The organism is Pseudomonas sp. PA-7-1E (assembly GCF_021605325.1).
GTDB lineage: Bacteria > Pseudomonadota > Gammaproteobacteria > Pseudomonadales > Pseudomonadaceae > Aquipseudomonas > Aquipseudomonas fluorescens_BV.
In genome coordinates this window covers 1-26,255 of sequence record NZ_WKFA01000003.1, presented here as the reverse complement: position 1 = coordinate 26,255, position 26,255 = coordinate 1, and the positions used below count along the sequence as shown (strand labels likewise).

The window sequence follows — 26,255 nt, the reverse complement described above, 5'->3', positions numbered from 1 at the left end:
GCTCAAAAAGCAAGCGCCGCTTATCTGCTCGTGCTGGAAGGAATTGCCCATGTCGCGTACCGACCGTAAAGACCAGATCATCGCCGCCGCCCTGGAGCTGTTTCGCAGCAAGGGTTTCGCCGATGTATCCACCCGTGACCTCGCCGAACATGCCGGCTTGTCGCGCAGTCATGTCTATCACTACTTCAGCGACTGGAATGAACTGCGCCGCGAAGCCTTCGTACGCTTTGCCAATGAGCAACTGGATGAAGTGCGCGAGCCGTTGGCCGATGCGCCACCCCTGGAGGCGCTCGTGGGTTTTTTGCGCGACTGCCTGCCCAGCACCGCTGACGCCGGCTGGGCGCTGTGGCTCGACGCCTGGGACGAGGCCATGCATGACGCGCAAATGACCCAGGCTTATCTGGTAATCAACGCCCAATGGCAAAGCATGCTTGCCGAGGTGATCGAGCGGGGCGTTGCCGATAGCGTCTTTCGCTGCGAGTCGGCTCAACGCGCTGCACGGCAGATCTTCGCCCTGGCGATGGGCTATGCCGATGACCTGATGCTCAAGCCTTCCGCAGAGTCCGCAGAAGCGGCGCTGCAAGAAGTGCTGGAAGTGGCGAGGCTGCTGCTGGATTTTGCCTGACAAGTGCTAGCCATTTGCGGCTGGTCGGTACTGCAACGCCTCCGCCAAATGATGGCGGGCGATGCCTTCCACTTGCTCAAGGTCCGCCAGGGTGCGAGCCACCTTGAGCAATCGATGGGCTGCGCGCAGTGATAATGTCAGCCGCTCACACGCGCTTTCCAGCCAGCTTTCATCGGCTTTGGCCAACTGGCAGTGTTCGCGCAGCCGGGGCAGATCGAGGAATGCATTGGCGCAACCCTGGCGCTGGTGCTGGCGTTCCCGGGCTTGCGCCACCTGAGCGGACGCTTGCGCGGTGGTATCACCGGCTTGTTGGGCGGGGTTCAGCGCAGTGACCTCCCGCGCGACGGTCAGGTGCAAATCAATCCGGTCCAGCAACGGCCCGGAGAGCTTGTTGCGATAGCGCTGGATCTGCTCCGGTGTACACCGACAACGCCCGCTGGGCTCGCCCATGTAGCCGCAGGGGCAGGGATTCATCGCCGCGACCAGTTGAAAGCGCGCCGGGAAGCTCACACGGTCTCGGGCTCGGGAGATCACGATGTGCCCCGACTCCAATGGCTCGCGCAGCACCTCCAGTACCTTGCGATCGAACTCTGGCAGTTCATCCAGGAACAACACCCCGTGATGGGCCAGGGTGATTTCCCCCGGTTGTGGCTTCGAGCCGCCACCCACCAGCGCCGGCCCGGATGCCGAGTGGTGTGGCTGACGGAACGGGCGGTTGGGCCAATGGCTCAGAGGGGCCAGGCTGACCACGGATTGGATTGCGGCCACTTCCAGCGCTTCCTGCTCGCTCAATGGCGGCAGCAAGCCCGGTAGCCGGCTGGCCAATAAGGTCTTGCCGGTACCCGGTGGCCCGCTGAACAGCAGGTTATGCGCGCCCGCCGCCGCGATCAGCAATGCTCGCTTGGCCGCGAGTTGGCCCTGCACTTCACTCAGGTCTGGGTAAGGCTTGTTCAAGTACAGCAAACCGTCGGACCTGTAGGGCTCAATCGGCACATGTCCATTCAGGTGCGCCACCACTTGCAGCAGGTGATCCACCGCAATCACCTTCAACCCCGACGCCAGGCACGCCTCCTCGGCATTGGCGCGCGGCACTATCACGGTGCGCCCGGCCTTGCGCGCCGCCAGCGCGGCCGGCAACACCCCCTTCACCGCGCGCACCTCGCCGGACAGCGCCAATTCCCCAAGGCATTCCACGTCATCGAGCATCAACGCCGGCACTTGCACACTGGCTGCCAGGATGCCCAGGGCAATCGCGAGATCAAAACGCCCGCCGTCCTTGGGCAGGTCGGCGGGCGCGAGATTGAGCGTGATGCGGCGGGCCGGATATTGCAGCGCCGAGTTGAGGATGGCACTGCGCACGCGGTCCTTGCTTTCCTTTACTGCGGTTTCGGGCAAACCCACCAAGGTGAGAGACGGCAGGCCATTGGCCATATGCACTTCGACAGTGACGGCTGGGGCTTCCACACCGACCTGGGCGCGGCTGTGGACGATGGCGAGGGACATGCTCGTTCCTTGAATGGGAGGGCCGCTTCCTGCGGTTTTTTCCAAGGGTAGACGAGGTGGGATGGAGCGGGGCGGGGAGGTTTTACAGAACGTATCCGGGCGGCGACGCAAAACAAATGTGGGAGCTGGCTTGCCTGCGATCGCGGTGTGTCAGCAAAGAATCATCCGCTGATAAACCGCGATCGCAGGCAAGCCAGCTCCCACAACAATTGCGTTCACTCAGCAGAAGGTGGCGTCAACCGTGCTTCAAGTTCAGCCACCTTCGCCTCCAGGCTCTCCAGCCGCGCACGTGTGCGGGCCAGCACCACCATCTGGCTGTCAAACTCTTCCCGGCTGACCAGGTCGAGCTTGCTGAAACCACTCTGTAGCAAAGCCTTGAACTGGCTTTCGATTTCATTGCGGTGCAGCGGGGTGTCGCCGCTGAACAGGCGAGAGGCGTGGCCGCTCAGGGCGTCGAGGAAGTCTTTGGGCGCGAGCATTGGACATATTCCGGAAAACAGTTGGCCGGCAGTGTACCACGCAGCGTCTATAGTCATTTTCACGCCCCGCTGCGCACGGTTTTCGCGCATTGGGGCGGGCGGCTGCGCACTGTTTTGATGCGCATTGCGGCCGCGCAGGCGCCCCGTAGGTGGGCACAAGCGGGCAAAGGATTGATTTCGGTGGTTTTTACGGAGCTGGCAAGGTTTCTGCTTAGACGATCATGACCCATGCACTGATGCAGTCGCTGTGACGAATGCAGTGCGCCGACGGATCCGGGGTACAGGGCTCGTCACCAGTGGTTCGCTGGCGTCGCGACGGCAAATGCCGAGGCGACGATGCGTTACAAAGCCAGGCACTGCGCTTAGACTTGAGACGGGTTTGTTTTCCTGGGGCAAGTCCACCAAATTCGGGAGAGAGTTTTCATGAAGCTAGTCACTGCCATCATCAAGCCGTTCAAGTTGGACGATGTACGCGAGTCACTGTCCGAGATCGGCGTGCAGGGCATTACCGTTACTGAGGTCAAGGGCTTCGGTCGGCAGAAGGGTCATACCGAGCTGTATCGCGGCGCGGAATACGTGGTCGATTTCCTGCCGAAGGTGAAGATCGATGTCGCCATTGACGACAAGGATCTTGACCGGGTTATCGAGGCGATAACCAAGGCGGCCAACACCGGCAAGATCGGTGACGGCAAGATCTTCGTGGTCAATCTGGAACAGGCTATTCGCATCCGTACCGGCGAAACCGATACCGACGCAATCTAAGCCGCCAAACCCCAACGCCCCAGGAGAAAACAATATGACTCTGCGTAAATTCGCAGGGCTCGGAGCCCTGCTGTCCATCGTAATGCCAAGCCTGGCCATGGCGGCAGATGAAGTGGCTGCTCCAGTCCTCAATTCCGGCGACACCGCCTGGATGCTTACCGCCACCGCGCTGGTGCTGTTCATGACCATCCCTGGCCTGGCGCTGTTCTACGGCGGCATGGTCCGCTCCAAGAATATTCTGTCGGTGATGATGCAGTGCTTCGCCATCACTGGCCTGATCAGCATCCTGTGGGTTGTCTACGGCTACAGCATCGCGTTCGATACCACCGGTATGGAACAAGGTGTGGTCAACTTCAATTCCTTCTTCGGCGGCATGGGCAAGGCGTTCCTGGCGGGTGTCACCCCAGCCAGCATTACCGGGCCGGCGGCGCTGTTTCCGGAAGCCGTGTTCATCACCTTCCAGATGACCTTTGCCATCATTACTCCGGCGCTGATCGTCGGTGCTTTCGCTGAGCGTATGAAGTTCTCCGCGATGCTGATCTTCATGGCTATCTGGTTCACCCTGGTCTATGCGCCGATTGCGCACATGGTCTGGAGCGGCAATGGCGGCCTGATGTGGGACTGGGGCGTGCTGGACTTCGCTGGCGGCACCGTTGTGCACATCAACGCAGGTGTGGCTGGCCTGGTGGCGTGCATCGTGCTCGGCAAGCGCAAAGGCTTCCCCACCACCCCGATGGCCCCGCATAACCTGGGCTATACCCTGGTGGGCGCGGCCATGCTGTGGATCGGCTGGTTTGGCTTCAACGCCGGTTCCGCTGCGGCGGCCAACGGCACCGCGGGCATGGCGATGCTGGTAACTCAAATCGCTACCGCAGCTGCGGCCCTGGGCTGGATGTTTGCCGAGTGGATCACCCACGGCAAGCCAAGCGCACTGGGTATCGCCTCGGGCGTGGTCGCCGGCCTCGTCGCCGTGACACCAGCGGCTGGCACCGTGGGCCCGATGGGCGCCCTGGTGATTGGCCTGGTCGCCGGTGTGGTGTGCTTCTTCTGCGCGACCAGCCTCAAGCGCAAGCTGGGTTATGACGACTCCCTGGACGCCTTCGGCGTGCACGGTATCGGCGGTATCGTCGGTGCGATCCTCACCGGTGTGTTCGCAGCTCCTGCTCTGGGCGGCTTCGGCACCGTGACCGACATCGCGGCCCAGGTCTGGATCCAGTGCAAAGGCGTGGGCTTCACCGTGATCTACACGGCGATCGTGACCTACGTCATCCTCAAGGTGCTCGACATGGTCATGGGCCTGCGTGTCACCGAAGAAGAAGAGGCGGTCGGCCTCGATCTGGCACAACACAACGAGCGCGGCTACAACTTGTAATTATGCGAAAAAAACCTGCCCGGCTTGCCGGGCATTTTTTTGCCCGGCGTTTGTCTGTGGCTAAAGGTGCATGGGTTTTTTATCGACTTTGTGATGGGATCCACACTGCACTTTTAAGGGTGCAAATGTCTTACAGGCATGAAGGCGTATTAGGCACTTTGTTTTTTCCCAGAGCGCGCTAGAATGCGCGCCGATGGGCGGAGAACTGTATGTGGCAACAGACCCTGATTACCCTGCGGGCCAAGCCCCGGGGCTTTCACTTGGTAACGGACGAGTTGCTTGCCGGCTTGCCTGAATTGAGGGCGTGCCGTGTGGGCCTGTTGCATCTGTGGCTGCAGCACACCTCGGCCTCGTTGACCGTCAACGAGAATGCCGACCCGGCGGTTCGCCGTGACTTCGAGCGTTTTTTCAACCTGCTGGTGCCACAAGGTCGCGCAGGGTTTGAACATAACGACGAAGGTCCGGATGATCTGCCGGCGCACTTCAAGGCCAGTCTGCTGGGCTGCCAGCTGAGTTTGCCGGTCAAGGCCGGCCGCTTGGCGATAGGGACCTGGCAAGGTGTTTATCTGGGCGAGCACCGTGATCATGGCGGTGCTCGTAAAGTCCTCGCCACCTTGCATGGTGAAGGGGCATAAGCCACTGGTGATCCAGTGGATGTTGATTTTTTTCCGGCAACCTCGACAGAGGGTGAAGCTGGGCTATAACTAATCTGCTTTTCGCAAGTCATGAGGTAGAACATGAGCGACGATGATCTGGAACAAGACGACCTCGAAGTAGGTGATGAAGACGATACCGAAGACGGTCTTGAAGTTGCGGCCGAAGACGTTGCTGAGGACGTCGATGACAGTGTTGGCGATGATGCGGCTCCCAAAGCCAAAGGCAAAGCCAAGGCGGCTGTGTCGGTAGATGAGTTGCCGAGCGTTGAAGCCAAGAACAAAGAGCGCGATGCCCTGGCCCGTGCGATGGAAGAGTTCCTCGCTAAAGGCGGCAAAGTGCAGGAAGTCGAGGCCAACGTGGTGGCTGATCCACCGAAGAAGCCGGATAACAAGTACGGCAGCCGACCTATCTGAGGTCTGCCTCCTGCTTGTAAGAAAAGCCCGCCGTCGCTGCGGGCTTTTTCATGCTTGGAGCAATTTACCGGTTTGTTGCAATACCCTGTGGGAGCTGGCTTGCCTGCGATAGCGGTCTATCTGCGAGCCCTGTGTTGACTGATCCACCGCTATCGCAGGCAAGCCAGCTCCCACATTGGGGTCAGTGTTAGCTCCAGCGACTCAGCAGTGGCGGTAACTCTGTCAGGCTGCGAATCTGCGCATCCGGGCGCTTGTCACCCTCCCAGGCCTTGCCCGTGGGGTTGAACCACACCGCCCGCAGTCCCGCCTGCTGCGCGCCGGCGATGTCATCCCCAGGATGATCGCCCACATGCACTGCCGCGCTGGCGTCCACACCGCCACGTTGCAGTGCTTCATGAAACAGCCGTGCATCCGGCTTGGCGATGCCGATATCTTCAGCGCGCAGGGCAAAGTGAAAGTAGTCCGCCAGGCCCACACGCTGCACATCGGCATTGCCATTGGTGATCACGCCGAGCAGGAAGTGCTGGCGCAGCGCCTTGAGCATCGGCTCGGCTTCCGGAAACACGGTGAGTTGGTGGCGTGCGTGGATGAACGCTTCGAAGCAGACATCCGCCATCTCTGTGGCCTCAGGCTGGGGATAACCGGCCTCCTCGAACGCATGCATCAACACGCGATGACGCAGCAGGCTGATACGGTGTTTGAGTTCGGGATGACGCTGCAGCACCTGCTGGCGCAGGCTGGCAAAATGCTCAAGGGGCAGGTCGCCGACCTTGGACGCGTGGGTCGCCAGCCATTCGCGCATCGACGCTTCGGCGCTGATGATGACGGGTACGTTGTCCCAGAGGGTATCGTCCAGGTCGAAGGTAATCAGCTTGATACTCATGAGTCGCCGCCCTTGATGCGTTTGGCCCGTGGATGGGCGCTGTCGTACACCGTTGCCAGGTGCTGGAAGTCGAGGTGGGTGTAGATTTGCGTGGTCTTGATATCCGAGTGCCCGAGCAGCTCCTGCACGGCGCGCAGGTCCTGGGAGGATTCGAGCAGGTGGCTGGCAAAGGAATGACGCAACATGTGCGGGTGCAGATTCTGCCCCAGCTCGCGCTCGCCGGCAGCCTTGACCCGCAGTTGAATCGCCCGCGGCCCCAGGCGCCGGCCTTGCTGGCTGACAAACACGGCATCGTCTGCAGGGTTGGTCAGAAGGCGTAGCGGCAGCCATAGCTGCAAGGCTTCGCGGGCTTTCCTGCCCACGGGCAGTACGCGCGTCTTGCTGCCTTTGCCGAGCACTTGCACCAGGCCATCGGTGAGGTCCAACTGATCGAGGTTCAGGCCCGTCAGCTCCGACAGGCGCAGGCCCGAGGAGTAGAACAGCTCCAGGATTGCCTGGTCGCGATGGGCCAGGAAGTCATCCTCGACGGCACCGTCGAGCAATTGCAGGGCGCGGTCTGTGTCCAGGGTCTTGGGCAGGCGCCGTTCGCCTTTGGGCGGTGACAGGCCATTGGCCGGGTCGTGGTCGCACAGGCCTTCGCGATTGAGGTAGTGATAGAGGCCGCGCACCGCCGATAGCAGGCGAGACAGGCTGCGGGAGGATTGGCCCTGCTGGTGCAACCGGGCGATCAGGCTGCGCAGGGCCTGGATATCCAGGGCCTTCCAACTGCTGACGTGCTGTTTTTTGCAATAGGCCAGGACCTTGTTCAAGTCCCGCCGATAAGCTTCCAGCGTGTGGGACGACACCTGGCGCTCATTGCGCAGGTGAGCGCAGTAAGCGTCCAGTTGCCGCTCCATGATCAGCGCACCGCGCGCAGGGTGGTGGTGTGGCGTGGCAGGACGCGGCCCAGCACTTCGGCGATATAGGTCAGGAACAACGTGCCCACCGAGCTTTTGTAGTGCGCCGGGTCGCGGCTGGCGATGGCCAGTACCCCGTGCAAGCCTTGATGGCTGAGGGCGATAACGGCCGTAGAACCGATCTGCTTGCGCTGTTCGGCGCCAAACAGGAAGTCCAGCTCATGCTCGCGCAAGGTGCCGCTGACGGTCTTGCCTTCGGACAGCAGGCCACCGATGGCCGTCTGCGCTTCGCCACCTGTGACCCAGCGGCCCACCGGCATCGGGTTGTCGCTGAACAGGATCAGGCTGACGAAGGGCACCTGGAAATCCTCACGCAGGCTGTCTTCCACGGCGATCACCGTTTCTTCCAGGCTGGTGGCATCCATCAGGGTCAGAATCAGGCGGCGGGTCTTGTCGAACAAGCGGTCGTTGTCGCGGGCCACGTCCATCAAATGAGAGAGCCGGTGGCGCATTTCAATGTTGCGCTCGCGCAGGATCTTCATCTGTCGCTCCACCAGCGACACGGTATCGCCGCGCTGGTGGGGGATGCGCAGGGCCGGCAGCAGTTCTTCGTGCTCGACGAAGAAGTCCGGATTAGCCTCAAGGTACGCCGCGACAGCAGCGGCCTCCAGGCTTTCACTCGGGGTAGCGTGTGCGGGTACTTGAGGCTTATCGGTCATTAGCTTGGCTCACTCATAGACGGACCTGTCCTTCGTATACACGCGTGGCGGGCCCGGTCATCATCACCGGGTGGCCAGGGCCTGCCCATTCGATGGACAAACGTCCGCCGGGCAGGTCTATCAACAGTGGCGAATCCATCCACCCCTGGCTGATCGCGGCCACGGCAGCGGCGCAAGCGCCGGTGCCGCAAGCCTGGGTTTCGCCGGCGCCGCGTTCCCATACGCGCAATTGCGCGCGGTTACGGTCGATCACCTGCAGGAAGCCCACATTGACCCGTGCCGGAAAGCGCGGGTGATGTTCGATCTTCGGCCCCAGTTCATGCACGGGGGCGTTATTGATGTCGGTGACCCTCAGCACCGCATGGGGGTTGCCCATGGACACGGCGGCGACCTCCACGGTTTTGCCATCCACATCCAGTGGGTAACTGAGGGCCTGCTCGGTGGCCTGGAACGGAATATCCGCCGGCACCAGGCGTGGCGCGCCCATGTTGACGCTGATCTGACCATCATTGCGGATGTCCAGTTCGATCACGCCGCCCTTGGTTTCGACGCGAATCTGGCGTTTGGCAGTCAGGCGTTTGTCGAGCACAAAGCGCGCAAAGCAGCGCGCGCCGTTGCCACACTGTTCCACTTCGGAACCGTCGGAGTTGAAGATCCGGTAACGGAAATCCACCTCCGGGTTGCTCGGCGCCTCGACCAGCAGCAACTGGTCGAAACCGATCCCGGTGTGGCGATCGCCCCACTGTTTGGCGTGCTTGGGCAGGATGTGCGCGTGCTGGCTGACCAGGTCGAGGACCATGAAATCATTACCCAGCCCGTGCATCTTGGTAAAACGCAGCAGCATGGCTTACTCCGGCAGCAGGCTTTCGCCAGCATACAACTCGGCTACCGTCTCGCGGCGACGCACTTCAAATGCTTGATCACCGTCCACCAGCACCTCGGCGGTGCGCCCGCGGGTGTTGTAGTTGGAACTCATGACAAACCCGTAGGCTCCGGCCGAATGCACGGCCAGCAGATCACCTTCTTCAAGCGCCAACTCACGATCCTTGGCCAGGAAGTCGCCGGTCTCGCAGATGGGCCCGACGATGTCATAGGCGCGGGCGTCGCTTGTGCGCGGCGTCACGGCGGTGACATCCATCCAGGCCTGGTACAGGGCCGGGCGGATCAGGTCGTTCATCGCCGCATCGACGATGGCGAAATCCTTGTGCTCGGTGTGCTTGAGGTACTCGACCTGGGTCAGCAGCACGCCAGCGTTGGCGACGATGTAGCGGCCTGGCTCGAACATCAGCGTCAGGTCGCGGCCTTCGATGCGTTCGCGCACGGCCTGGATATAGTCGGCAATCAGCGGCGGCTCTTCATCGCGATAACGCACGCCCACGCCACCACCGAGGTCGATGTGGTGCAGGTAGATGCCGCACTCGCCCAGACGGTCGATCAAGGCCAGCAGGCGGTCGAGGGCATCCAGGAACGGTGGCAGGGTAGTCAGTTGCGAGCCGATATGGCAGTCGACACCCAGCACTTCCAGGTTCGGCAGTTGGGCGGCGCGGATGTACACGTCCTCGGCGTCGGCGATGGCAATGCCGAACTTGTTTTCTTTGAGACCGGTGGAGATGTACGGGTGGGTGCCGGCGTCGACATCCGGATTGACGCGCAGGGAGATCGGCGCACGCACACCCATCTCGGCGGCGACCATTTGCAGGCGCTCCAGCTCGTCGGTGGATTCGACGTTGAAGCAATGCACGCCGACTTCCAGGGCGCGACGCATGTCTTCGCGGCTCTTGCCGACGCCAGAGAAGACAATTTTGTCCGCCTGGCCGCCGGCGGCCAGTACGCGTTCCAACTCGCCACGGGACACGATGTCAAAACCAGCGCCAAGACGCGCCAGGACATTGAGTACACCCAGGTTGGAGTTGGCCTTGACTGCGTAGCACACCAGGTGCGGCACGCCGTCGAGAGCGTCGGTGAACGAGCGGTATTGAGCTTCGATATGCCCACGCGAGTACACATAGGTCGGGGTGCCGAAGCGCTGGGCAATCGCGGACAAGGCCACGCCTTCCGCGAACAGCTCGCCGTCCCGGTAGTTAAAAGCGTCCATAAGTTTCCCTTAACTTAGTAGGTGTCGTGCTTATGGGCTTTTGACGGCTTTTGCGACGATTGCGCCTGTTCGTTTGGATCTTTGCTGTCATCCGGCAGGTACAACGGGCCTTTCTGGCCACAGGCACTAACGAGGCAAGCGACCGCGACGAGCGCAGCAAGGGAAGAGATCAGGCGCTTCATGGCGAAATCCTTGAATATGCATTAATTGCGCCCGAGTATACCGACCACCCGCCAGCTTGCCTATGCGCCGCACCACCCGTCCGGCGGGGGTTTGCCGAGACAATAGGGAAGCAGGCTACGATGCCTGGGGATATTTCGTACCGTCATCCGTGATGAAATCAGTATCCTTTGCAATCGGCGAAGCTCGCCCGTATCGTGCGGCGCTTGAGCAAAACCAGACACTTTTGAGGTTGCCACAATGAGTTTGACCGAAGCCCGTTTTCACGACCTGGTGGATGCCACCCAAGAGAAGCTGGAAGATATTTTCGACGACAGCGGCCTGGACGTGGACCTGGAAAGCTCGGCCGGTGTGCTGACGGTCAAGTTCGAGAGCGGCCAGCAATTGATCTTCAGTCGCCAGGAGCCGCTGCGTCAGTTGTGGCTGGCGGCGCGCTCCGGTGGCGTTCACTTCGACTACGATGAAGAAAGCGGCAAATGGCAGTGCGACAAGAGTGAAGAGTTGCTGGGTGAGATGCTCATGCGCCTGGTTCAGGAATACACCGGCGTCGAGCTGGATTTCGACGAGATCTGATGGTGAGTGAGCCTGTAGCCGTACGCCCGCCCAAGCCGCTGTTCAGCAATGTCAGCCCGGCGGTGCCGTCACCTTGTATCAGTTTGTGTCGCCTGGACGAGCGGAAAGTCTGCCTTGGCTGCTTTCGCCATGTAGAAGACATCCGGGAATGGCGCTCTGCCGACGATGCGCGGCGCCGGGTGATCTGCGCCGAGGCCGAGCAGCGCAAGGCGAGCACCTGACGGCGTCTTGTTTATTTGTGTCGCTGTGGTAGTGTCCGGATACACCTCCATTCATCGAGGTCCGTGAGAACCCCGCCTTTTCCTGGCGGGGTTTTGCTTTTTTGTGCAGAAAAAAGGAGTCTGCCTGAATCATGACCACCGCACCGTCCATCATTCTTACCCGTCTTGACGTGCAGCGTCTGGAGCAACTGATCGACCGCTTGGGCGACGAGTTTCCCGGCGTCGAAGCGTTGCAAGCCGAACTCGACCGCGCCGAAGACGTGGTTGGTCACGATGAAGTGCCTGCGGGTGTCGTGACCATGAATTCCAGCGTGCATTGCCGTGAACAAAGCAGCGGAAAGGACTATCACCTGACGCTGGTCTACCCCAAGCACGCGAACGCCGACGAAGGCAAGATTTCGATCATGGCGCCCGTGGGCAGCGCATTGCTTGGCCTGCAAGTGGGCCAGCACATCGACTGGCCGGCGCCTGGCGGCAAGACCCTCAAGCTGGAATTGCTCAGCGTCGAAGGCCAGCCCAAAGATGGCGGCGCCTTCCCGCTCTAAACCTGATCCAAGGCCGCATTGAGTGACTGTTCCAGTTCGGCTTTATAGCGCAGGTACAGATTGCTTGGGCTTTGCACATCACCGAGCAGTCCCGACAGATCCAGGTCAGTGATATAGCCGCGGTAACGCTCGGTTTCCCGACGTTGCCCGACGATCTCCCGGGCGACCACTGCAAACAGCTGGTCGCCAAATTCCAGTTCGGAAAACTCCCGCTGATTACAGTACAGGGTGATCCCTACCTGGCCTGGCGCGCCCTTGCCGATGATGGCCTGCACGTCATAAAACGCCTTGTTGGCCGGGTCTTGCGGGGCCGGTCGTGGCTCCACGCCCCGCGCCCGGCCGTTGCCCGATGGCAACAGTTGGTAGTACAGGATCTGTACTTCGCCCGCAGGTTGCTGGGTGTCCAGGGACAATAGCGCTTCCCGACGGTACAGGATCGATTGCAAAAAGCGTTGCAGTGGGGCCAGGAGGCTTTGCTCATCATGAAACGGCAAGCGCTGTTGCCAGAGCGCGTTGAATTCGTCGAGCACATAGACGTCGGCGAAGCCTTCATTGACCCGGTAGAACACCTGCACACACTCGGCTTGGCCCATGGGCAGCAGCAGCGCCAGGTCGTGGTCTTCCAAGGCCATGGCGTCCAGGTGCCACGGGCTGTAGCTGGCCAGCTCCTCGCTAAGGTAAGCGATCAGCGCGTCCTGGGTCGGCAGTGATACATGGGTGGCTTGGCCCGGTACCAGTTCCATGACGTGATAATGCTGCTGCACCTGGAGCAGGTAGCGATGATTGCCCTGGCCGAGCAGCAGATGCTGCGCGGTGTCGAATACCTCTTCCACCCGCTGGGCAATGAACTGTGCCCGGTTGTGACAAAAACAACGCACTCGCAGGCGTGGCAGATGGTTCGATGGCAATTGGTTGAGATAGTCGCGCAGGCAGTCGAGCAGGGCGTGCGGGCCGTCATAGCGGCTGACCATCACTTCGTTCCAGCTGTTGAGTGTGACTTGGTCCAGGGTCAGCACCAGGTTGTCGCGCACGCCGGCATAGCTCAGGGAGTCGGTGCGCTCCGTGGTCATCAGAATATTCAGGTCGCGATGATGCTTGAGCGGGTCAACCCCGACGTTGATCAGCAGCAGCACCTCTTCTGGCACTGCCGGGCGCAGCAAGCGGACCTCGTCGACACTGGCCAGGGGCAGGGTGATGGTCTGTTGCAGGCTGCCCAGCAGGTTGAACAGCTCGAACTCGGTCATGTCACTGGTGCCGGGGTGCAGCGCCAGGCGGGTGCTGCTGTCGATCACGCCGTTGCGATGGCACCAGGTGAGCATTTCCAGCAGGTCGCGGCTGCGTTTGATCGGTGCAAAGTGTTCCCATTCGAGAGCGGTAAGGTTGCCGTTATACAGGCCCCAATGGTGTTGGCCCGGCTCCTTGCGGTTGGGCGACTGCACCAGAGTCAAGGTATCTTCGGCCAGGTCAGGGGCGATGCCGGGGTTGATGAACTCGACCTTGCCGGCCTTGCGCTCGAACGCCGCGTACAAGCGGCGGCCCAGTACATTGAGTTCGCGCTTATTGACCGCGCTGGCGGTCTGTTCGCTGCGGGTGAACTGCGTGAGGAAGCGGTAGCTGTAGTTCAACTCATTGACCAGAGCGCGGCGCTCGGAGGCGACCTGGCGCACTTTCCATTGGCTGCGGCTGTCCAGCAGGGCCAGTTGGCGCGTGTCCCAGCTCCACTCATGCGCCAGGCGTTCCAGCAGTTGCCGTTGCCAACCGGCGGTGCGCTGGCCGGCGCTGAGCTTGCGGTTGACCTTCAGGTACAGGCTGCGCCGCACCAATTCCAGGCGCTCCAGCTCGTTGCGGGCCTTGAGGTACTCCTCGATACGGCGGTAGACCATGATGTACGGGTCCAACTCATCCAGGTCTACCTGATGGCTGAACACCGCCTGTTTGAAGCGCAGGCTCAGGCAGCGCACGTTCGGGTGTTCGCTGGCGTAGACCTCGGTCAGCAGCAGCTTGAGCACCGACTTGTAGGGCGACTCGATGCCCTTGAACAGTTGCCACAGCCCGGCCCCGATAAACTCCCCTGGAGGAATATGAGCCAGATGGCCGAGGTCGAGGGTTTCATCGGTGCGGATAAAACGCTTGGACACCAGGGTGTGAGTAAATTCGGCGTAGCGGCTTTCTTCGTAGACCGGCACCAGCCACCAGATGGGCGTGCGCCCGGCCAGCCAGATCGCGGTGCGATAGAACTCATCCAACAACAGGTAGTGCTGGGTGGTGCCGCAGTCGTCGGAACTCAGTTGCGTATCGCGATCACCCAACACAAAGCGCGTCGGGTCGATCAGGAAGAAATGCGCTTCGGCGCCCATGCCCAAGGCCCAGGTTTCCAGCAGTTGGCACTTTTTGCGCAGCTCGGCCAGCTCGGTTTCGCTCAAGTCGGGAGCGTGGCACACCCACACGTCCATATCGCTTTGATCGGCCTGGGCCAGGGTGCCAAGGCTGCCCATCAGGAACAAGCCGTGGATCGGCGTAGGCGGGTTGCCGTGGCGCGGTTTATAGGAGAACGAACGGGTCAGGCGCTGGGCATCGGCCAGGGTCTGGGCGTCCGGTTCGAAATTCGACAGCCCGGCCGGCGTGCTGCTAGAGACATAGCCCGGCAAGAGCGGGTGATTGACGTGGAAAAACAGCGGCAACAAGGCCAGCACGCTTTGCTGACGTGGCGTCAGCCCCTCGACGGCCCGGGCCATGCGGCCTTGATTGAGGGTCATGAAACGCGCGCGCAGTTGGGTCAGCACCTTGCGGTCGATGCCTTCGTCCAGATCGGGGCGGATTTCATGGGTGCGGGTCATGTCGAACTCGTTGGCTCGCAGGGCCCGACGCGGGCGGCCATGCAGGAGTTTACAGACAGTAGCGTAGGAGTTTTAGAGGGAAATGGCTTTTTGGCGTCAGAATTCTGTATGCCGCGCAGCAGTGCCCGCGGAATCCGCAGGCGGCGGACTCCATGGGCAGTATCAGGTATCAGGCGGCTTCTTTGGTGCTGGCAGTGGTGAGGATGGTCAGCAGGGTTTGGGCTTGCTCGGCAGCGTCCCGGCCAAGACTCGTCAGGTAGCCCCCGTCCGGTTGGTCGATCAGCCCTTTGGCATGGAGGCGCTTGGCAGCGGCGATGGCAGTGGGGGCGGCAGTCTGATGGACTTTCAAGCCTTCCTTGGTGCTGTCCAAGGGGAAGAGTACAAGGATTTCCAGTTCGGCAACCAACTCAGGGGTATACGACATAAGGACTCCAGACTTTCTAAAATTTATTAGAGGCTAGCAGGCCATAAGGTGAACGCACTTTGCCGAACTGTCCAGCGTGTTGCTGCGTGCCGGGGTTATTCCTTTTCCGGCGGCAGCTCGGGCAGTGCCCGCAGTGCCGTTTCATACCACTCGGTATTGAAGGCGCGGTCATCTTCGAGCATGGCATCGATCTCGAACGCCAGCACGTGAGCCATCAGATTCAGGATATCTTCGCGCTCGTAACCCACCAGGGTCAGTTTGTTGAACGTAGCCTTGGCCGCTGGCGGGTTATCGCTCTCGATCTGGTTCTCGATGGCTTCGATCAGCGTGGTCTCGGTGAATTCTTCTTCGTCGTTGTCGATATCGGTCGGCTCGCTCATGGCAGGCTCCTCAAGGAAAGGGCGTCAGTCTACCCCCATTCAGGTGGGTGATGCTGCTGGTCAGGGTGCCCTCAAGGATCTATAACTCTTGCAGCCAACCCCACACCCGGCCTGGAGGCTTTGCGATGCTCAAGCTTTACGGATTTTCGGTCAGCAACTACTACAACATGGTCAAGCTGGCGCTGTTGGAGAAAGGACTGCCCTTCGAAGAAGTGCCTTTTTACGCCGGGCAAACCCCCGAAGCTTTGGCGGTCAGCCCCCGCGGCAAAGTGCCCGTGCTGGGTGTGAAGCAGGGGTTCATCAACGAAACCAGCGTCATCCTCGAATACCTCGAGCAGAGCCAGGAAGGCCCGGCGCTGTTGCCCGCCGACCCGTTTGCGCGGGCTCAGGTGTTGGCGTTGTGCCGTGAGATCGAGCTGTACATCGAACTGCCTGCGCGGGCGTGTTACGCCGAGGCTTTTTTCGGCATGACGGTGCCGGAGGCGATCAAGGAAAAATCCAGGGCCGAGCTGCTGCTTGGGATGGGTACGTTAGGCCGGCACGGTAAGTTTGCGCCTTATGTGGCAGGTGAGAGCTTCACCCTCGCGGACCTGTATTTCATGTACAGCCTCAGCCTGGCCTGCGGTGTGGGCGAAAAGCTGTTTGGGCTGGACCTGCTGGAGCAGTTGCCGAAGGCGAAGGCATTGTTGGCGCGCCTGAATGAGATGCCCAATGCGCAGAAGGTAGAGGCGGACAGGCAGGCGGCGATGCCGGCGTTCATGGCGATGATTGCGGCCAAGAAATAGAGTCGCTTTTGTGGCGAGCAATGCCTTGCCGCGCACGACCGCCGCCTTGACCTGTGCCGGCGCAGTGCCGCCCACATGGTTACGGGCATTCACCGAGCCTTCCAGGGTCAGCACGGCAAACACATCCTGCTCGATCTGGTCGCTGAACTGGCGCAGTTCTTCCAGGCTCATTTCCGCAAGGTCCTTGCCGGTGTCCACACCGTACTTCACGGCGTGGCCAACGATTTCGTGGCAGTCACGGAACGGCAGGCCACGGCGCACCAGGTAATCCGCCAGGTCGGTCGCGGTGGAGAACCCGCGCAGTGCCGCTTCACGCATGATCGCGTGCTTGGGCTTGATCGCCGGGATCATGTCGGCAAAGGCGCGCAGCGAGTCGCGCAGGGTGTCGGCGGCGTCGAAGAGCGGTTCCTTGTCTTCCTGGTTGTCCTTGTTGTAGGCCAGTGGTTGGCCTTTCATCAGGGTCAGCAGGCCCATCAGCGCGCCAAACACACGGCCGCTCTTGCCACGCACCAGCTCTGGCACGTCGGGGTTTTTCTTTTGCGGCATGATCGAGCTGCCGGTGCAGAAGCGGTCTGGCAGGTCGATGAACTGGAATTGCGCGCTGGTCCATAGCACCAGCTCTTCGGAGAAGCGCGACAGGTGCATCATCGCGATGCTGGCTGCGGCGCAGAATTCAATGGCGAAGTCACGGTCCGACACGCCGTCCAAAGAATTGCCGCCCACGGCGTCAAAGCCCAGCAGTTGTGCGGTGTACTCACGGTCGATCGGGTAGGTGGTGCCGGCCAGTGCAGCGCTGCCCAGCGGCATGCGGTTGGCGCGCTTGCGGCAATCGACCAGGCGTTCGTAGTCGCGGCTGAGCATTTCGAACCAGGCCAGCAGGTGGTGGCCGAAGGTCACGGGTTGTGCGGTCTGCAGGTGGGTGAAGCCGGGCATGATGGTGTCCGATTCACGCTCGGCCTGCTCCAGCAAGCCTTTTTGCAGGCGGGTGATTTCGCCCAGAATCAGGTCGATCTCATCGCGCAGCCATAGGCGGATATCGGTGGCGACCTGGTCGTTACGGCTACGGCCGGTGTGCAGTTTTTTGCCGGTCACGCCGATGCGATCAGTGAGGCGTGCCTCGATGTTCATGTGCACGTCTTCGAGGTCTACGCGCCAGTCGAACGTCCCTGCCTCGATCTCACCGCGGATGGTGGTCAGGCCGTCGATAATGCTGTCACGCTCGGCGTCGGTCAGCACGCCGACCTTGGCCAGCATCGTAGCGTGGGCGATGGAGCCCATGATGTCGTGGCGGTACAGGCGTTGATCGAAGGTGACGGAGGCGGTGAAGCGCGCGACGAAGGCGTCGACGGGTTCACTGAAGCGGCCGCCCCAGGACTGGTTGGTCTTGTCGGTGCTCATGGATTCGCTCGTGATCTGCTTAAAAGAGGCATGAAGGTGTGCAGGCGATCATAACAGGGTTGCCCGTGGAGGCGGTGCTGCGGGTGGTCGGCAATTTTATTTGTGTAAGAGATGGCTAAGTGCCTTGCCGCCGACCGCATCCGGGACGAGACTGGTGACAGGTACTTATTGAAACGATATTTGACGATTGAGCAATGTCGCCTCAGTGAGCGTCTACAGTTGGACTGATAGTGTGTGAATGCACCAAAGTCGGGTGATGCGGTCATAACCAGACTATCCATTAAACAGGGGGGTATTCGGATTGTTTATCAGTGAACCCTACGACGATGCCCGAATGCAGCGGGTCTTGGGCGCTATTGAACAGGTCCGGGTAAATTTGGGTGCCATTCTCAGGGCACTTTTTGCCGCTCGCGCTAGTCTTAGCGTGGATCGCTGTGACGTCAGTCACCGCACCTGTCTACGCTATCCTTGTGCGAGACTCACGCAGGAATCCAGCGCAATATGAATGTCCTGATCGTTGATGACGAACCCCAAGCCCGCGAGCGACTGAGCCGTCTGGTCAGTGAACTTGAGGGTTATTCAGTCCTTGAACCGAGTGCCACCAGTGGCGAGGAGGCGTTGACGCTGATCGACAGCCACAAGCCCGATGTAGTGCTGCTCGATATCCGGATGCCGGGCTTTGATGGCCTGCAGGTCGCCGCCCGCCTGAGCGAACGCGAATCGCCGCCTGCCGTGGTGTTGTGTGCGGCGCAGGATGAGTTTTCTGCACAGGCGCTGGAAGACAGCGGTGTCAGTTTTCTCGTCAAGCCGGCCACTGCTGAAGCCTTGCTCAAAGCTTTGAAAAAAGCCGAGCGTCCCAGCCGCGCCCAACTGGCTGCCTTGACGCAACCGGCTGCGCAAAGTGGTAACGGGCCACGCAGCCATATCAGCGCGCGTACCCGCAAGGGCATCGAACTGATCCCACTCGGCCAGGTGGTCTACTTTATTGCCGATCACAAATACGTGACCTTGCGCCACGAGACCGGTGAAGTGTTGCTCGATGAGCCGCTCAAGGCGCTTGAAGACGAGTTTGGCGAGCGTTTCGTGCGCATTCATCGCAACGCGCTGGTCGCCCGTGAACGTATCGAGCGCCTGCAGCGCACGCCCCTGGGGCACTTTCAGTTATTCCTGAAGGGGCTCAATGGCGATGCGTTGATCGTCAGCCGACGCCATGTCGCTGGCGTGCGCAAAATGATGCAGCAGCTTTAGCCCAAGGGCTGCGGCGCGGTCTGCATTCCTTATCCCGGTGCGACGTGGCCAGGGAGGCCCCGCACTTGCTGATTCAAATCAAAGCGTATTTGCCTGAGCTGTTATTATCCGCCGTATCTATTCAGTACGGATTGATCCATGTCCTCTCGCGAAATCCGCATCGCCACCCGTAAAAGCGCCTTGGCCTTGTGGCAGGCCGAATACGTCAAAGCACGCCTTGAGCAGGCCCATCCCGGCCTCAAGGTCTCCCTGGTGCCCATGGTCAGTCGCGGCGATAAGCTGCTGGACTCGCCACTGTCCAAAATCGGCGGCAAGGGCCTGTTCGTCAAGGAATTGGAAACTGCGCTGCTGGATAACGAAGCCGACATCGCCGTGCATTCGATGAAAGACGTGCCCATGGACTTCCCTGAAGGCCTGGGCCTTTTTTGTATCTGCGAGCGCGAAGACCCGCGCGACGCCTTCGTTTCCAACACCTTCGCGTCTCTGGACGAATTGCCGCCAGGCAGTATCGTCGGCACCTCCAGCCTGCGTCGCCAGGCCCAGTTGCTGACGCGGCGTCCCGACCTGCAGATCCGCTTTTTGCGTGGCAACGTCAACACGCGCCTGGCCAAGCTGGACGCCGGGGAATACGACGCGATCATCCTCGCCGCTGCCGGCCTGATCCGCCTGGGCTTTGAAGACCGCATCACCTCGGCCATCAGCGTCGAAGACAGCCTGCCAGCTGGCGGGCAGGGTGCAGTCGGCATCGAATGTCGCACCGCCGACAGCGAAATTCACGCACTGCTCAAGCCTCTCGATCACGCGGACACCGAAGTGCGTGTTACCGCCGAGCGTGCCTTGAACAAACACCTCAACGGTGGCTGCCAAGTGCCCATCGCCTGCTATGCCGTACTCGAAGGTGAGAACCTGTGGCTGCGTGGCCTGGTCGGTGATCCGGACGGCGGTAACCTGCTGACCGCCGAGGTGCGTGGGCCGCAGCGTGATGCCACGGCACTGGGGATTCAGGTTGCCGAGGAACTGCTGGAAAAAGGCGCGGGTGCCATTTTGCAAAAAGTCTATGGCGAGGCCGGCCCGCAGTGACCAAATGGCGAGTGCTGCTGACGCGGCCTGCCGAGGAGTCGACGGCCGTGGCGGCGTTATTGGCCAAGAGCGGCATTCACAGCAGCTGCCTGCCTTTGCTGGAGACCGAAGCCTTGCCGGTGACTGCTGAGCAACGCGCGGTATTCGGCGCGCTGCCGCGCTATTGCGCCGTCATCGTGGTGAGCAAGCCGGCTGCACGCCTGGCGTTGCAGCGGTTGGGGGACAGTGTGCCGCCAATGCCCTGGTTCAGTGTCGGCGCGGCGACGGCACAGATACTGGCCGATCATGGCCTCAAGGTTCACTATCCCGCCACTGGCGACGATAGCGAGGCCTTGCTTGAACTGCCCGCCTTGCGCGAGGCTATTGCACTGCCGGGCGGCCGGGTGTTGATCCTGCGCGGCGAGGGCGGGCGTGAGTTGCTGGCAGAGCGTTTACGCGAGCAAGGTGCTAGTGTCGATTACCTGGAATTGTATCGGCGTTTTCTTCCGGTGTATGAAAAGGGCGCGTTGATGCAACGCATCCAGTTGGAACGCTTGAACGGCCTGGTGGTCAGCAGTGGGCAGGGTTTTTTACACCTGCACGCGTCAGCCGGCCCCGATTGGCCAGAGGTGGCACAGCTGCCGTTGTTCGTGCCCAGCCCGCGTGTATATGAAATGGCGCGGGCGGCGGGTGCAGAAAAAGTTGTGGATTGTCGCGGCGCGAGTGCCGCGGCTTTGTTAGTGGCGTTAGGGAGCTATCCCGTTCCCACTCTCTGATACGCAAAGGACGGATACGTGAGCGAAACAGCCTTGCCTAAAGATGAAGCTCAGCCCGCGCTTGATGCGCCGGTCGAGACACCGGTCAGCGCGCCACGCCGTGGCAATGGCCTGGCCGTCGTCGCCTTGCTGTTGGGCGCTGCGGGCGTAGCCGCCGGCGGCTGGGGGATCTGGCAGGTCCGTGCCCTGCAAGCCAGCAGCCAGCACCAACTGGGCCAGGTGCAGACCCTGGATGACCAGTCCCAGAGCCTCAAGCAAGGCCAGCAACAGCTGGCCGCCCGCCTGGCGCAGTTGCCGGGTGCGGATGAGCTGGAAGAGCGTCGCCGCCTGGTCACGCAGTTGCAGGGAGATCAGCAGCGCCTCAACCAGCGTCTGGAAACCGTGTTGGGTGCCAGCCGCAAGGACTGGCGCCTGGCCGAGGCCGAGCATCTGATCCGTCTGGCCAGCTTGCGTTTGTCCGCCTTGCAAGACATTAACAGCGCCCAGTCGCTGGTCCAGGGTGCCGACGAGATTCTTCGCGAACAGAGCGACCCAGGGGCTTTCGCTGCACGGGAGCAATTGGCCAAGAGCCTGGCCGCGCTGCGCAGCACCGAGCAACCGGACCGTACCGGCCTGTACCTGCAACTGGCCGCCTTGCGTGACCAGGTGGTGCAACTGGCGGCGATTGCCCCGGAGTATCAGCTCACGGAGCCTGCTTCCCAGGGGCGCCCCACCAGCGATACGCAGAACCAGTTGAGCCAGTGGTGGGAGCAGATCTCCCGTTATTTCCGCATTGACTTCAACCCGGATGACAACATCCGTCCCTTGCTGGCAGGCCAAGGCCTGAACCAAGTGCGCCTGGCCTTGAGCCTGGCACTGGAGCAAGCCCAATGGGCTGCGCTTAACGGCGAGGCGGCCGTCTACAGCCGCTCGTTGGGGGAAGCGCGCAGCGTGTTGCAGGACAACTTCAACCAGGACAACCCGCAGAGCAAGGCGATGCTGGCGCGCATTGCCGAGCTTGAGCCCAAGGCCGTGTCCGTGGTCACGCCTGACCTGGCCGCGAGCCTGGCCGCTGTGCAGGCGTACCTTGAGCGTCGTCATCTGTCGGCCGACGAAGCCAAGGCCGCGGCTGGCAAACCGGCGACCCAGGAGTAGAGCTGATGAAGCGTTTCTATGTGATCCTGGTGCTCGCAATTGCGCTCGCCCTGGCCCTGGGTGTAGGCATTTCGAAGCACACCGGCTACGTGTTGATTACCTATCCTCACCTGCTGCATTACGAATCAAGCCTGTGGGCGACATTGGTGGCGGTGTTTGCCATCGGCCTGGCGATTTATCTGGTCCGCGTGTTGTGGAGCCTGGTCACCACATCCGGTGGCGTGGTCAACCCCTGGTCACGGCGCAATCGCAGCCGCCGTGTTCAGATCGCTATCGAGCAAGGCCAGATGGACCTCGCCGAGGGACGTTGGGCCAGTGCGGAGCGCCACTTGCACCGCGCCGCCGAAGCAGAGCGTCAGCCGCTGCTGTATTACATCGGTGCCGCCCGTGCGGCTAATGAACAGGGCCGTTATGAGGAATCCGACGGCTTGCTGGAGCGCGCTCTGGAGCGCCAGCCCCAGGCCGAACTGGCCATTGCCTTGAGCCACGCGCAATTGCAGATGGATCGAGGTGATACGGAAGGCGCGCTGGTCACTCTTCAGGCGATGCATGGGCGTCACCCGCATAACGCGCAAGTGCTGCGACAACTGCAACGCCTGCATCAGCAGCGTGGCGATTGGTCGTCTGTGATTCGCCTGCTGCCTGAGCTGCGCAAGGACAAAGTCTTGCCCGCCAATGAACTGGCCGAGCTGGAGCGTCGCGCCTGGGGCGAGAACCTGAGCCTGGCGGCCCAGCGTGAAGAGCAAGGCGAAGCCGGGTTGCAGTCCTTGGAACGCGCATGGGAGCAACTGACCGCTGCCCAGCGCCAACAGCCACAACTGGTGTTGGCGTATGCCGACCAACTGCGTCGATTGGGCGCGGATGCCAAGGCCGAAGAAGTGCTGCGTGGTGCTCTCAAGCGCGGTTATGACAGCCACTTGATCCGGTTGTACGGCCTGTTGCGCGGCAGTGATCCTGCGCGCCAATTGAAGTTTGCCGAAGGCTGGCTCAAGGACCACCCAGGCGATGCCAGCCTGTTGCTGACGCTGGGCCGTCTGTGCCTGCAAAACAGTCTGTGGGGCAAGGCGCGGGATTATCTGGAAAGCAGCCTGCAAGTGCAGCGCAATCCCGAAGCCTGCGCCGAATTGGCTCGCCTGCTGGCCCAATTGGGCGACACCGAGCGCAGCAACCAGCTGTTTCAGGAAGGCTTGGGATTGCTCGACAATCGCCTGCTGTCTTCGCCGCTGCCGGTGCCTGCGCGAGCTTGAAGTAGGAAAGGGTGAGTGGGTTGGCTCGGACCGATCCGACACCCGCTCCTTCAACGCTTGAAAACACTCGGTTTAACTGGCCTTGTTACTAATTCCTACTTGTTGTAACTGAATTTCCTCGGGCCCGTGGCGGGATGTCCTTATGTTTTCGAGGAAATGTCTGCTCTAGGGCGTATTGAAAGGGGTCGGGCCTTTCCTCTACCGTAGCGACCTATCTCTTGCAGTGCGGATAAACAATGTCTTTGGCCCCTTTACGCTCTTTGTTTTTCCTGGCGTTCATGGCGGGTGCGCTGACGTTGGGCGCGTCTTTCTACCTTCAATACGGCGCGCTGCTACGACCTTGTTTTCTATGCCAGGTACAGCGCCTGTTCCTCGCGTCTTTTGCCTTGATCAACCTGATTGCCGCACTTCACAGACCTGGGCGTTCCGGCCATTGCCTCTACGGGCTGGCGAGCATGGCCTGTGCGTTGCTGGGCGCCATCACCGCAGGCAGGCAAGTGCTGTTGCAGAACAGGCCGGCAAGTCAGGTCGGGGATTGCTGGCCCAGCGTGCAGCACATGCTTGAAAACCTGTCTGTCTGGCAGGCAATGCGCTCGGTGTTCAATGGCACGGTCGATTGTGTCGAAATCAACTGGACGCTGTTTGACCTGAGCCTGCCTGAGTGGAGTCTGTTGTTCTTCGTGGCGATGCTGATCCTGGGGTTCATGCAGGTGTCACGGTTGTTGTTCGACAGGCATTTGCGCCTCGCAACGCCTTGAAAACAAGACTCAGGTTGTAGGAGCGGATTAAACACTTGTATGAACATTCTCTCCTGCGTACCTTGAAGCCATAGTCATGCGGGCATAATCTGGCCCGCACGCGTTATCCAAACCGCTTGTCAGACACGGCCTTGTCCGTCTGCTGCTTCATCCTTGAAGTGTTGCGCAGGTACAGAGCTGCGGCGCCCCAATAGGGAAGAGAGATCATCATGTTGGAAAGTTGTCAGAATGCTCAGGAACGCTGGGGTGGGGTGCATAAGCTGATCGATAGATGGCTGTTGGAGCGCCACGAACTGATTCAGGCCTATGACACTCTTGGTGCCCATCCCGATGCATTGGCTGAGAAGCAAAAGCCTCTGCAAGAATTCTGCGGGTCTTTGGTGGACTACGTGTCTGCGGGTCATTTTGAGGTTTATGAGCAGCTGACCGGCGAAGCGAAAGCCTTCAATGACAAGCGCGGATTGGAATTGGCCGAAACCCTTTACCCGCGCATTGATGTGATCACCGAGAAGCTGCTGGCCTTCAATGATCTGTGTGATGAAGGCAAGTGTGTTGCTGAAAAATTCAAGGAGCTCGGCGGTCTGCTCCATGAGCGTTTCGAGTTGGAAGATTGCCTGATCGAAGTGTTGCACACGGCCCACAAACAAAAGGCTGCTGTCCAGGCCTGACCCTCGGCGGGGAGATACAAAACGGTGCGCATGTCGCACCGTTTTTTTATGGGTCAGTGGCGAGTGCCGAGTAGTTCGATCTCGAACACCAGCGGCGTATAGGGGGGGATCAACTCACCTGCGCCGTCTGCGCCATAGGCCTGGGCTGAAGGAATCACCAGACGCCATTTCGCACCCACCGGCATCTGTTGTAATGCACTGCTCCAACCGCTGATCACGCTGTTGAGGCGAAACCATTGCGGTTGCGTACTTTTGTCGAAGACAGTTCCATCAGGCAGTCGGCCCACGTATTTAACCTGCACTTCATCGCTGGCCAACGGCTTGTTGCCAGTGCCGGGTGCCAGCTCGGTGAGCAGGATACCATCGGCCAACTGACGAACGCCGGCTGCGGCTATTTCCCTTGAGAGAAATTGCTGCTCGGCAGCGAGTGCTTTTTCGCTTTGAGGTCGTTGGGCGTCGGCGGCGCTCTGCGCTTCGTGCTGTGCGAGGATCTGTTCGATGCGCGCGTTATCCAGCGCCAGTGGCTTGCCTTGGTAGGCTTGCTTGAGTCCGTCGAGCAGGGCCTGTATCTGCAGGTCGGGGACTTCCTGGCGCAACCGTTCGCCAAGGCTTGCGCCCATGCTATAGGCAAGATCGTGCGGGGTTGCGGCGGTGGTGTTTGAAGAGGGTTGCTCGCTTGCATCGGCCACGCAGATCGCCAAGCCGAACACTAGAAAAAGGTAACGCGACATGGGCATTCTCCCGGCGAAAGTGCGACGGATTATGCCAGTGCGGCTGCGTAAAAAGTGACGTGGTTTTCCGTTATATCGATAAGAATTTTCGCACGCTGCAACGCAACGCAAAGGATACTGTCAACATGCCCTAGCGGCGGTAAGAGCAGAGGGCTAGTATGAGCCGCACCCACGTCAGCCAGGAGGTAAACCATGTCGGCCAAACAGAAGCCTGTAAATACCCCGTTGCACTTGCTCCAACAACTTTCGGGCAGCCTGCTCGAACATCTGGAAAGCGCGTGCTCCCAAGCCTTGGCTGATGCAGAAAAACTGCTCGCCAAACTGGAAAAGCAACGCGGTAAAGCGCAAGAAAAACTGCACAAGTCCCGCACCAAACTGCAAGACGCCGCCACTGCCGGCAAGTCCAAGGCGCAAGCCAAAGCCAAAGGCGCGGTCAAAGAACTTGAAGAGCTGCTGGATGCTCTCAAGGATCGCCAAGCCGAAACCCGCAGCTACATTTCCCAACTCAAAAAAGACGCTCAAGAAAGCCTGAAATTGGCCCAAGGCGTTGGCCGTGTGAAGGAAGCCGTAGCTAAGGCACTGGGTGCTCGTACGCCTGCAAAAGTAGCCGCGAAGCCAGCCGCTAAAACTGCTGCCAAACCAGCCGCTAAAACCGCTGCTTCCAAACCAGCCGCCAAGCCAGCCGCTAAAACCGCTGCTTCCAAACCAGCCGCCAAGCCAGCTGCTAAAACTGCTGCTGCCAAACCAGCCGCTAAGCCAGCTGCTAAAACTGCTGCTGCCAAACCAGCCGCTAAGCCAACTGCTAAAACTGCTGCTGCCAAACCAGCCGCTAAGCCAGCCGCTAAAACTGCTGCTGCCAAACCAGCCGCGAAGCCAGCTGCTAAAAC

29 protein-coding genes and 1 pseudogene are annotated in these 26,255 nt (G+C 60.7%); 17 read left to right on the top strand and 13 right to left on the bottom strand.

Annotated features, from left to right (window positions below; translation table 11 throughout):
• Positions 1-49 precede the first annotated feature (49 nt).
• A complete protein-coding gene (locus GIW79_RS02735; protein ID WP_034129059.1) occupies positions 50-625 on the top strand; it encodes a TetR/AcrR family transcriptional regulator in 576 nt (191 codons plus the stop codon).
• A 6-nt stretch (positions 626-631) separates the two neighbouring features.
• On the opposite strand, the gene GIW79_RS02730 is transcribed toward GIW79_RS02735, so the two are convergent.
• On the bottom strand, positions 632-2,128 hold the full coding sequence (locus GIW79_RS02730) for a YifB family Mg chelatase-like AAA ATPase (RefSeq protein ID WP_034129058.1): 1,497 nt from the start codon (positions 2,126-2,128) through the stop codon (positions 632-634).
• A gap of 215 nt (positions 2,129-2,343) precedes the next feature.
• Positions 2,344-2,607, bottom strand: a complete 264-nt coding sequence (locus tag GIW79_RS02725; RefSeq protein ID WP_236452611.1) for an accessory factor UbiK family protein — start codon at positions 2,605-2,607, stop codon at positions 2,344-2,346.
• 423 nt (positions 2,608-3,030) lie between these two features.
• On the opposite strand from GIW79_RS02725, the gene glnK reads away from it, so the two are divergent.
• The 4 genes from glnK (at position 3,031) to sutA (ending at position 5,811) form a co-directional block, all read left to right on the top strand.
• A complete protein-coding gene (gene glnK / locus GIW79_RS02720) occupies positions 3,031-3,369 on the top strand; it encodes a P-II family nitrogen regulator (protein ID WP_002555808.1) in 339 nt (112 codons plus the stop codon).
• Positions 3,370-3,403: 34 nt separating this feature from the next.
• A complete protein-coding gene (locus GIW79_RS02715) occupies positions 3,404-4,741 on the top strand; it encodes an ammonium transporter (protein ID WP_020302863.1) in 1,338 nt (445 codons plus the stop codon).
• A gap of 209 nt (positions 4,742-4,950) precedes the next feature.
• Complete coding sequence (locus tag GIW79_RS02710) at positions 4,951-5,376, top strand: secondary thiamine-phosphate synthase enzyme YjbQ (RefSeq protein WP_034129056.1); 426 nt, start codon at positions 4,951-4,953, stop codon at positions 5,374-5,376.
• Between the two features lie 102 nt (positions 5,377-5,478).
• Positions 5,479-5,811 carry a transcriptional regulator SutA gene (gene sutA / locus GIW79_RS02705; protein ID WP_014720461.1) on the top strand — a complete coding sequence of 111 codons (333 nt, stop codon included), beginning with the start codon at positions 5,479-5,481 and terminating at the stop codon, positions 5,809-5,811.
• A 187-nt stretch (positions 5,812-5,998) separates the two neighbouring features.
• On the opposite strand, the gene GIW79_RS02700 is transcribed toward sutA, so the two are convergent.
• From GIW79_RS02700 to lptM, 6 genes are read right to left on the bottom strand one after another with little or no spacing between them, the layout of a single operon-like run.
• Positions 5,999-6,694: an HAD family hydrolase gene (locus GIW79_RS02700; protein WP_014720460.1), complete on the bottom strand. Its 696-nt coding sequence runs from the start codon at positions 6,692-6,694 to the stop codon at positions 5,999-6,001.
• Positions 6,691-7,590 (bottom strand): tyrosine recombinase XerC, encoded by a 900-nt coding sequence (gene xerC / locus GIW79_RS02695; protein WP_096144035.1) that lies wholly within the window; start codon positions 7,588-7,590, stop codon positions 6,691-6,693. Before xerC ends, GIW79_RS02700 begins: the two co-directional genes overlap by 4 nt.
• Before the next feature lie 2 nt (positions 7,591-7,592).
• A complete protein-coding gene (locus GIW79_RS02690) occupies positions 7,593-8,309 on the bottom strand; it encodes a DUF484 family protein (RefSeq protein WP_014720458.1) in 717 nt (238 codons plus the stop codon).
• A gap of 13 nt (positions 8,310-8,322) precedes the next feature.
• Positions 8,323-9,153: a diaminopimelate epimerase gene (dapF, locus tag GIW79_RS02685; protein ID WP_060766884.1), complete on the bottom strand. Its 831-nt coding sequence runs from the start codon at positions 9,151-9,153 to the stop codon at positions 8,323-8,325.
• A 3-nt stretch (positions 9,154-9,156) separates the two neighbouring features.
• A complete protein-coding gene (gene lysA / locus GIW79_RS02680) occupies positions 9,157-10,404 on the bottom strand; it encodes a diaminopimelate decarboxylase (RefSeq protein ID WP_236452610.1) in 1,248 nt (415 codons plus the stop codon).
• Positions 10,405-10,418: 14 nt separating this feature from the next.
• On the bottom strand, positions 10,419-10,586 hold the full coding sequence (gene lptM, locus GIW79_RS02675; RefSeq protein WP_003195417.1) for an LPS translocon maturation chaperone LptM: 168 nt from the start codon (positions 10,584-10,586) through the stop codon (positions 10,419-10,421).
• Between the two features lie 238 nt (positions 10,587-10,824).
• Between lptM and cyaY the strand changes: the two genes are divergently transcribed.
• The 3 genes from cyaY to rnk all read left to right on the top strand — a co-directional run bounded on the left by cyaY (position 10,825) and on the right by rnk (position 11,923).
• On the top strand, positions 10,825-11,157 hold the full coding sequence (gene cyaY / locus GIW79_RS02670) for an iron donor protein CyaY (protein ID WP_034129050.1): 333 nt from the start codon (positions 10,825-10,827) through the stop codon (positions 11,155-11,157).
• Positions 11,157-11,378, top strand: a complete 222-nt coding sequence (locus tag GIW79_RS02665) for a DUF1289 domain-containing protein (protein WP_186353363.1) — start codon at positions 11,157-11,159, stop codon at positions 11,376-11,378. Before cyaY ends, GIW79_RS02665 begins: the two co-directional genes overlap by 1 nt.
• Positions 11,379-11,509: 131 nt before the next feature.
• Positions 11,510-11,923: a nucleoside diphosphate kinase regulator gene (gene rnk / locus GIW79_RS02660; protein WP_034129049.1), complete on the top strand. Its 414-nt coding sequence runs from the start codon at positions 11,510-11,512 to the stop codon at positions 11,921-11,923.
• On the opposite strand, the gene GIW79_RS02655 is transcribed toward rnk, so the two are convergent.
• From GIW79_RS02655 to GIW79_RS02645, 3 genes are all read right to left on the bottom strand, one after another.
• Positions 11,920-14,760: a class I adenylate cyclase gene (locus tag GIW79_RS02655; protein ID WP_236452608.1), complete on the bottom strand. Its 2,841-nt coding sequence runs from the start codon at positions 14,758-14,760 to the stop codon at positions 11,920-11,922. The two genes, rnk and GIW79_RS02655, sit on opposite strands and share 4 nt — an antisense overlap.
• Positions 14,761-14,929: 169 nt before the next feature.
• A complete protein-coding gene (locus tag GIW79_RS02650; protein ID WP_003195403.1) occupies positions 14,930-15,184 on the bottom strand; it encodes a TIGR02647 family protein in 255 nt (84 codons plus the stop codon).
• A gap of 95 nt (positions 15,185-15,279) precedes the next feature.
• A complete protein-coding gene (locus tag GIW79_RS02645) occupies positions 15,280-15,564 on the bottom strand; it encodes a hypothetical protein (RefSeq protein ID WP_014720450.1) in 285 nt (94 codons plus the stop codon).
• Between the two features lie 125 nt (positions 15,565-15,689).
• On the opposite strand from GIW79_RS02645, the gene GIW79_RS02640 reads away from it, so the two are divergent.
• Complete coding sequence (locus tag GIW79_RS02640; protein ID WP_034129047.1) at positions 15,690-16,349, top strand: glutathione S-transferase family protein; 660 nt, start codon at positions 15,690-15,692, stop codon at positions 16,347-16,349.
• A 6-nt stretch (positions 16,350-16,355) separates the two neighbouring features.
• On the opposite strand, the pseudogene argH reads toward GIW79_RS02640, so the two are convergent.
• Positions 16,356-17,747: pseudogene (argH, locus tag GIW79_RS02635) on the bottom strand (argininosuccinate lyase); the annotation flags it as partial.
• A 501-nt stretch (positions 17,748-18,248) separates the two neighbouring features.
• Here argH and GIW79_RS02630 point away from each other — a divergent pair.
• From GIW79_RS02630 to GIW79_RS02600, 7 genes are all read left to right on the top strand, one after another.
• Positions 18,249-18,995 carry a LytR/AlgR family response regulator transcription factor gene (locus GIW79_RS02630; protein ID WP_034129045.1) on the top strand — a complete coding sequence of 249 codons (747 nt, stop codon included), beginning with the start codon at positions 18,249-18,251 and terminating at the stop codon, positions 18,993-18,995.
• 138 nt (positions 18,996-19,133) lie between these two features.
• Positions 19,134-20,075, top strand: coding sequence for a hydroxymethylbilane synthase (gene hemC / locus GIW79_RS02625; RefSeq protein WP_034129044.1), 942 nt, complete (start codon positions 19,134-19,136; stop codon positions 20,073-20,075).
• On the top strand, positions 20,072-20,830 hold the full coding sequence (locus GIW79_RS02620; RefSeq protein WP_054896010.1) for a uroporphyrinogen-III synthase: 759 nt from the start codon (positions 20,072-20,074) through the stop codon (positions 20,828-20,830). Before hemC ends, GIW79_RS02620 begins: the two co-directional genes overlap by 4 nt.
• An 18-nt stretch (positions 20,831-20,848) precedes the next feature.
• Positions 20,849-21,964 carry a uroporphyrinogen-III C-methyltransferase gene (locus tag GIW79_RS02615; RefSeq protein WP_034129042.1) on the top strand — a complete coding sequence of 372 codons (1,116 nt, stop codon included), beginning with the start codon at positions 20,849-20,851 and terminating at the stop codon, positions 21,962-21,964.
• Positions 21,965-21,969: 5 nt separating this feature from the next.
• Positions 21,970-23,211: a heme biosynthesis protein HemY gene (locus GIW79_RS02610; protein ID WP_236456256.1), complete on the top strand. Its 1,242-nt coding sequence runs from the start codon at positions 21,970-21,972 to the stop codon at positions 23,209-23,211.
• A 236-nt stretch (positions 23,212-23,447) separates the two neighbouring features.
• The gene (locus tag GIW79_RS02605; protein WP_034129040.1) at positions 23,448-23,969 is read left to right on the top strand and encodes a disulfide bond formation protein B; all 522 of its coding nucleotides are present in this window, start codon (positions 23,448-23,450) and stop codon (positions 23,967-23,969) included.
• Between the two features lie 209 nt (positions 23,970-24,178).
• Positions 24,179-24,637, top strand: coding sequence for an Rsd/AlgQ family anti-sigma factor (locus GIW79_RS02600; RefSeq protein ID WP_034129039.1), 459 nt, complete (start codon positions 24,179-24,181; stop codon positions 24,635-24,637).
• A gap of 53 nt (positions 24,638-24,690) precedes the next feature.
• Here GIW79_RS02600 and GIW79_RS02595 read toward each other — a convergent pair whose 3' ends face one another.
• A complete protein-coding gene (locus GIW79_RS02595; protein WP_054896009.1) occupies positions 24,691-25,368 on the bottom strand; it encodes an FKBP-type peptidyl-prolyl cis-trans isomerase in 678 nt (225 codons plus the stop codon).
• A 192-nt stretch (positions 25,369-25,560) separates the two neighbouring features.
• Between GIW79_RS02595 and GIW79_RS02590 the strand changes: the two genes are divergently transcribed.
• On the top strand, positions 25,561-26,255 hold a 695-nt coding region (locus GIW79_RS02590), incomplete at its 3' end, for an AlgP family protein (RefSeq protein WP_236477357.1).

Coding starts and splice junctions, on each gene's coding strand:
- rnk (WP_034129049.1), top strand. CDS start 11,510: ATGACCACCGCACCGTCCATCATTCTTACCCGTCTTGACGTGCAGCGT.
- hemC (WP_034129044.1), top strand. CDS start 19,134: ATGTCCTCTCGCGAAATCCGCATCGCCACCCGTAAAAGCGCCTTGGCC.
- cyaY (WP_034129050.1), top strand. CDS start 10,825: ATGAGTTTGACCGAAGCCCGTTTTCACGACCTGGTGGATGCCACCCAA.
- lysA (WP_236452610.1), bottom strand. CDS start 10,404: ATGGACGCTTTTAACTACCGGGACGGCGAGCTGTTCGCGGAAGGCGTG.
- GIW79_RS02730 (WP_034129058.1), bottom strand. CDS start 2,128: ATGTCCCTCGCCATCGTCCACAGCCGCGCCCAGGTCGGTGTGGAAGCC.
- GIW79_RS02605 (WP_034129040.1), top strand. CDS start 23,448: ATGTCTTTGGCCCCTTTACGCTCTTTGTTTTTCCTGGCGTTCATGGCG.
- GIW79_RS02735 (WP_034129059.1), top strand. CDS start 50: ATGTCGCGTACCGACCGTAAAGACCAGATCATCGCCGCCGCCCTGGAG.
- GIW79_RS02655 (WP_236452608.1), bottom strand. CDS start 14,760: ATGACCCGCACCCATGAAATCCGCCCCGATCTGGACGAAGGCATCGAC.
- GIW79_RS02600 (WP_034129039.1), top strand. CDS start 24,179: ATGTTGGAAAGTTGTCAGAATGCTCAGGAACGCTGGGGTGGGGTGCAT.
- GIW79_RS02700 (WP_014720460.1), bottom strand. CDS start 6,694: ATGAGTATCAAGCTGATTACCTTCGACCTGGACGATACCCTCTGGGAC.
- GIW79_RS02715 (WP_020302863.1), top strand. CDS start 3,404: ATGACTCTGCGTAAATTCGCAGGGCTCGGAGCCCTGCTGTCCATCGTA.
- GIW79_RS02710 (WP_034129056.1), top strand. CDS start 4,951: ATGTGGCAACAGACCCTGATTACCCTGCGGGCCAAGCCCCGGGGCTTT.
- GIW79_RS02630 (WP_034129045.1), top strand. CDS start 18,249: ATGAATGTCCTGATCGTTGATGACGAACCCCAAGCCCGCGAGCGACTG.
- GIW79_RS02725 (WP_236452611.1), bottom strand. CDS start 2,607: ATGCTCGCGCCCAAAGACTTCCTCGACGCCCTGAGCGGCCACGCCTCT.
- sutA (WP_014720461.1), top strand. CDS start 5,479: ATGAGCGACGATGATCTGGAACAAGACGACCTCGAAGTAGGTGATGAA.
- glnK (WP_002555808.1), top strand. CDS start 3,031: ATGAAGCTAGTCACTGCCATCATCAAGCCGTTCAAGTTGGACGATGTA.
- GIW79_RS02595 (WP_054896009.1), bottom strand. CDS start 25,368: ATGTCGCGTTACCTTTTTCTAGTGTTCGGCTTGGCGATCTGCGTGGCC.
- GIW79_RS02645 (WP_014720450.1), bottom strand. CDS start 15,564: ATGAGCGAGCCGACCGATATCGACAACGACGAAGAAGAATTCACCGAG.
- GIW79_RS02640 (WP_034129047.1), top strand. CDS start 15,690: ATGCTCAAGCTTTACGGATTTTCGGTCAGCAACTACTACAACATGGTC.
- xerC (WP_096144035.1), bottom strand. CDS start 7,590: ATGGAGCGGCAACTGGACGCTTACTGCGCTCACCTGCGCAATGAGCGC.
- lptM (WP_003195417.1), bottom strand. CDS start 10,586: ATGAAGCGCCTGATCTCTTCCCTTGCTGCGCTCGTCGCGGTCGCTTGC.
- GIW79_RS02610 (WP_236456256.1), top strand. CDS start 21,970: ATGAAGCGTTTCTATGTGATCCTGGTGCTCGCAATTGCGCTCGCCCTG.
- GIW79_RS02690 (WP_014720458.1), bottom strand. CDS start 8,309: ATGACCGATAAGCCTCAAGTACCCGCACACGCTACCCCGAGTGAAAGC.
- GIW79_RS02665 (WP_186353363.1), top strand. CDS start 11,157: ATGGTGAGTGAGCCTGTAGCCGTACGCCCGCCCAAGCCGCTGTTCAGC.
- GIW79_RS02650 (WP_003195403.1), bottom strand. CDS start 15,184: ATGTCGTATACCCCTGAGTTGGTTGCCGAACTGGAAATCCTTGTACTC.
- dapF (WP_060766884.1), bottom strand. CDS start 9,153: ATGCTGCTGCGTTTTACCAAGATGCACGGGCTGGGTAATGATTTCATG.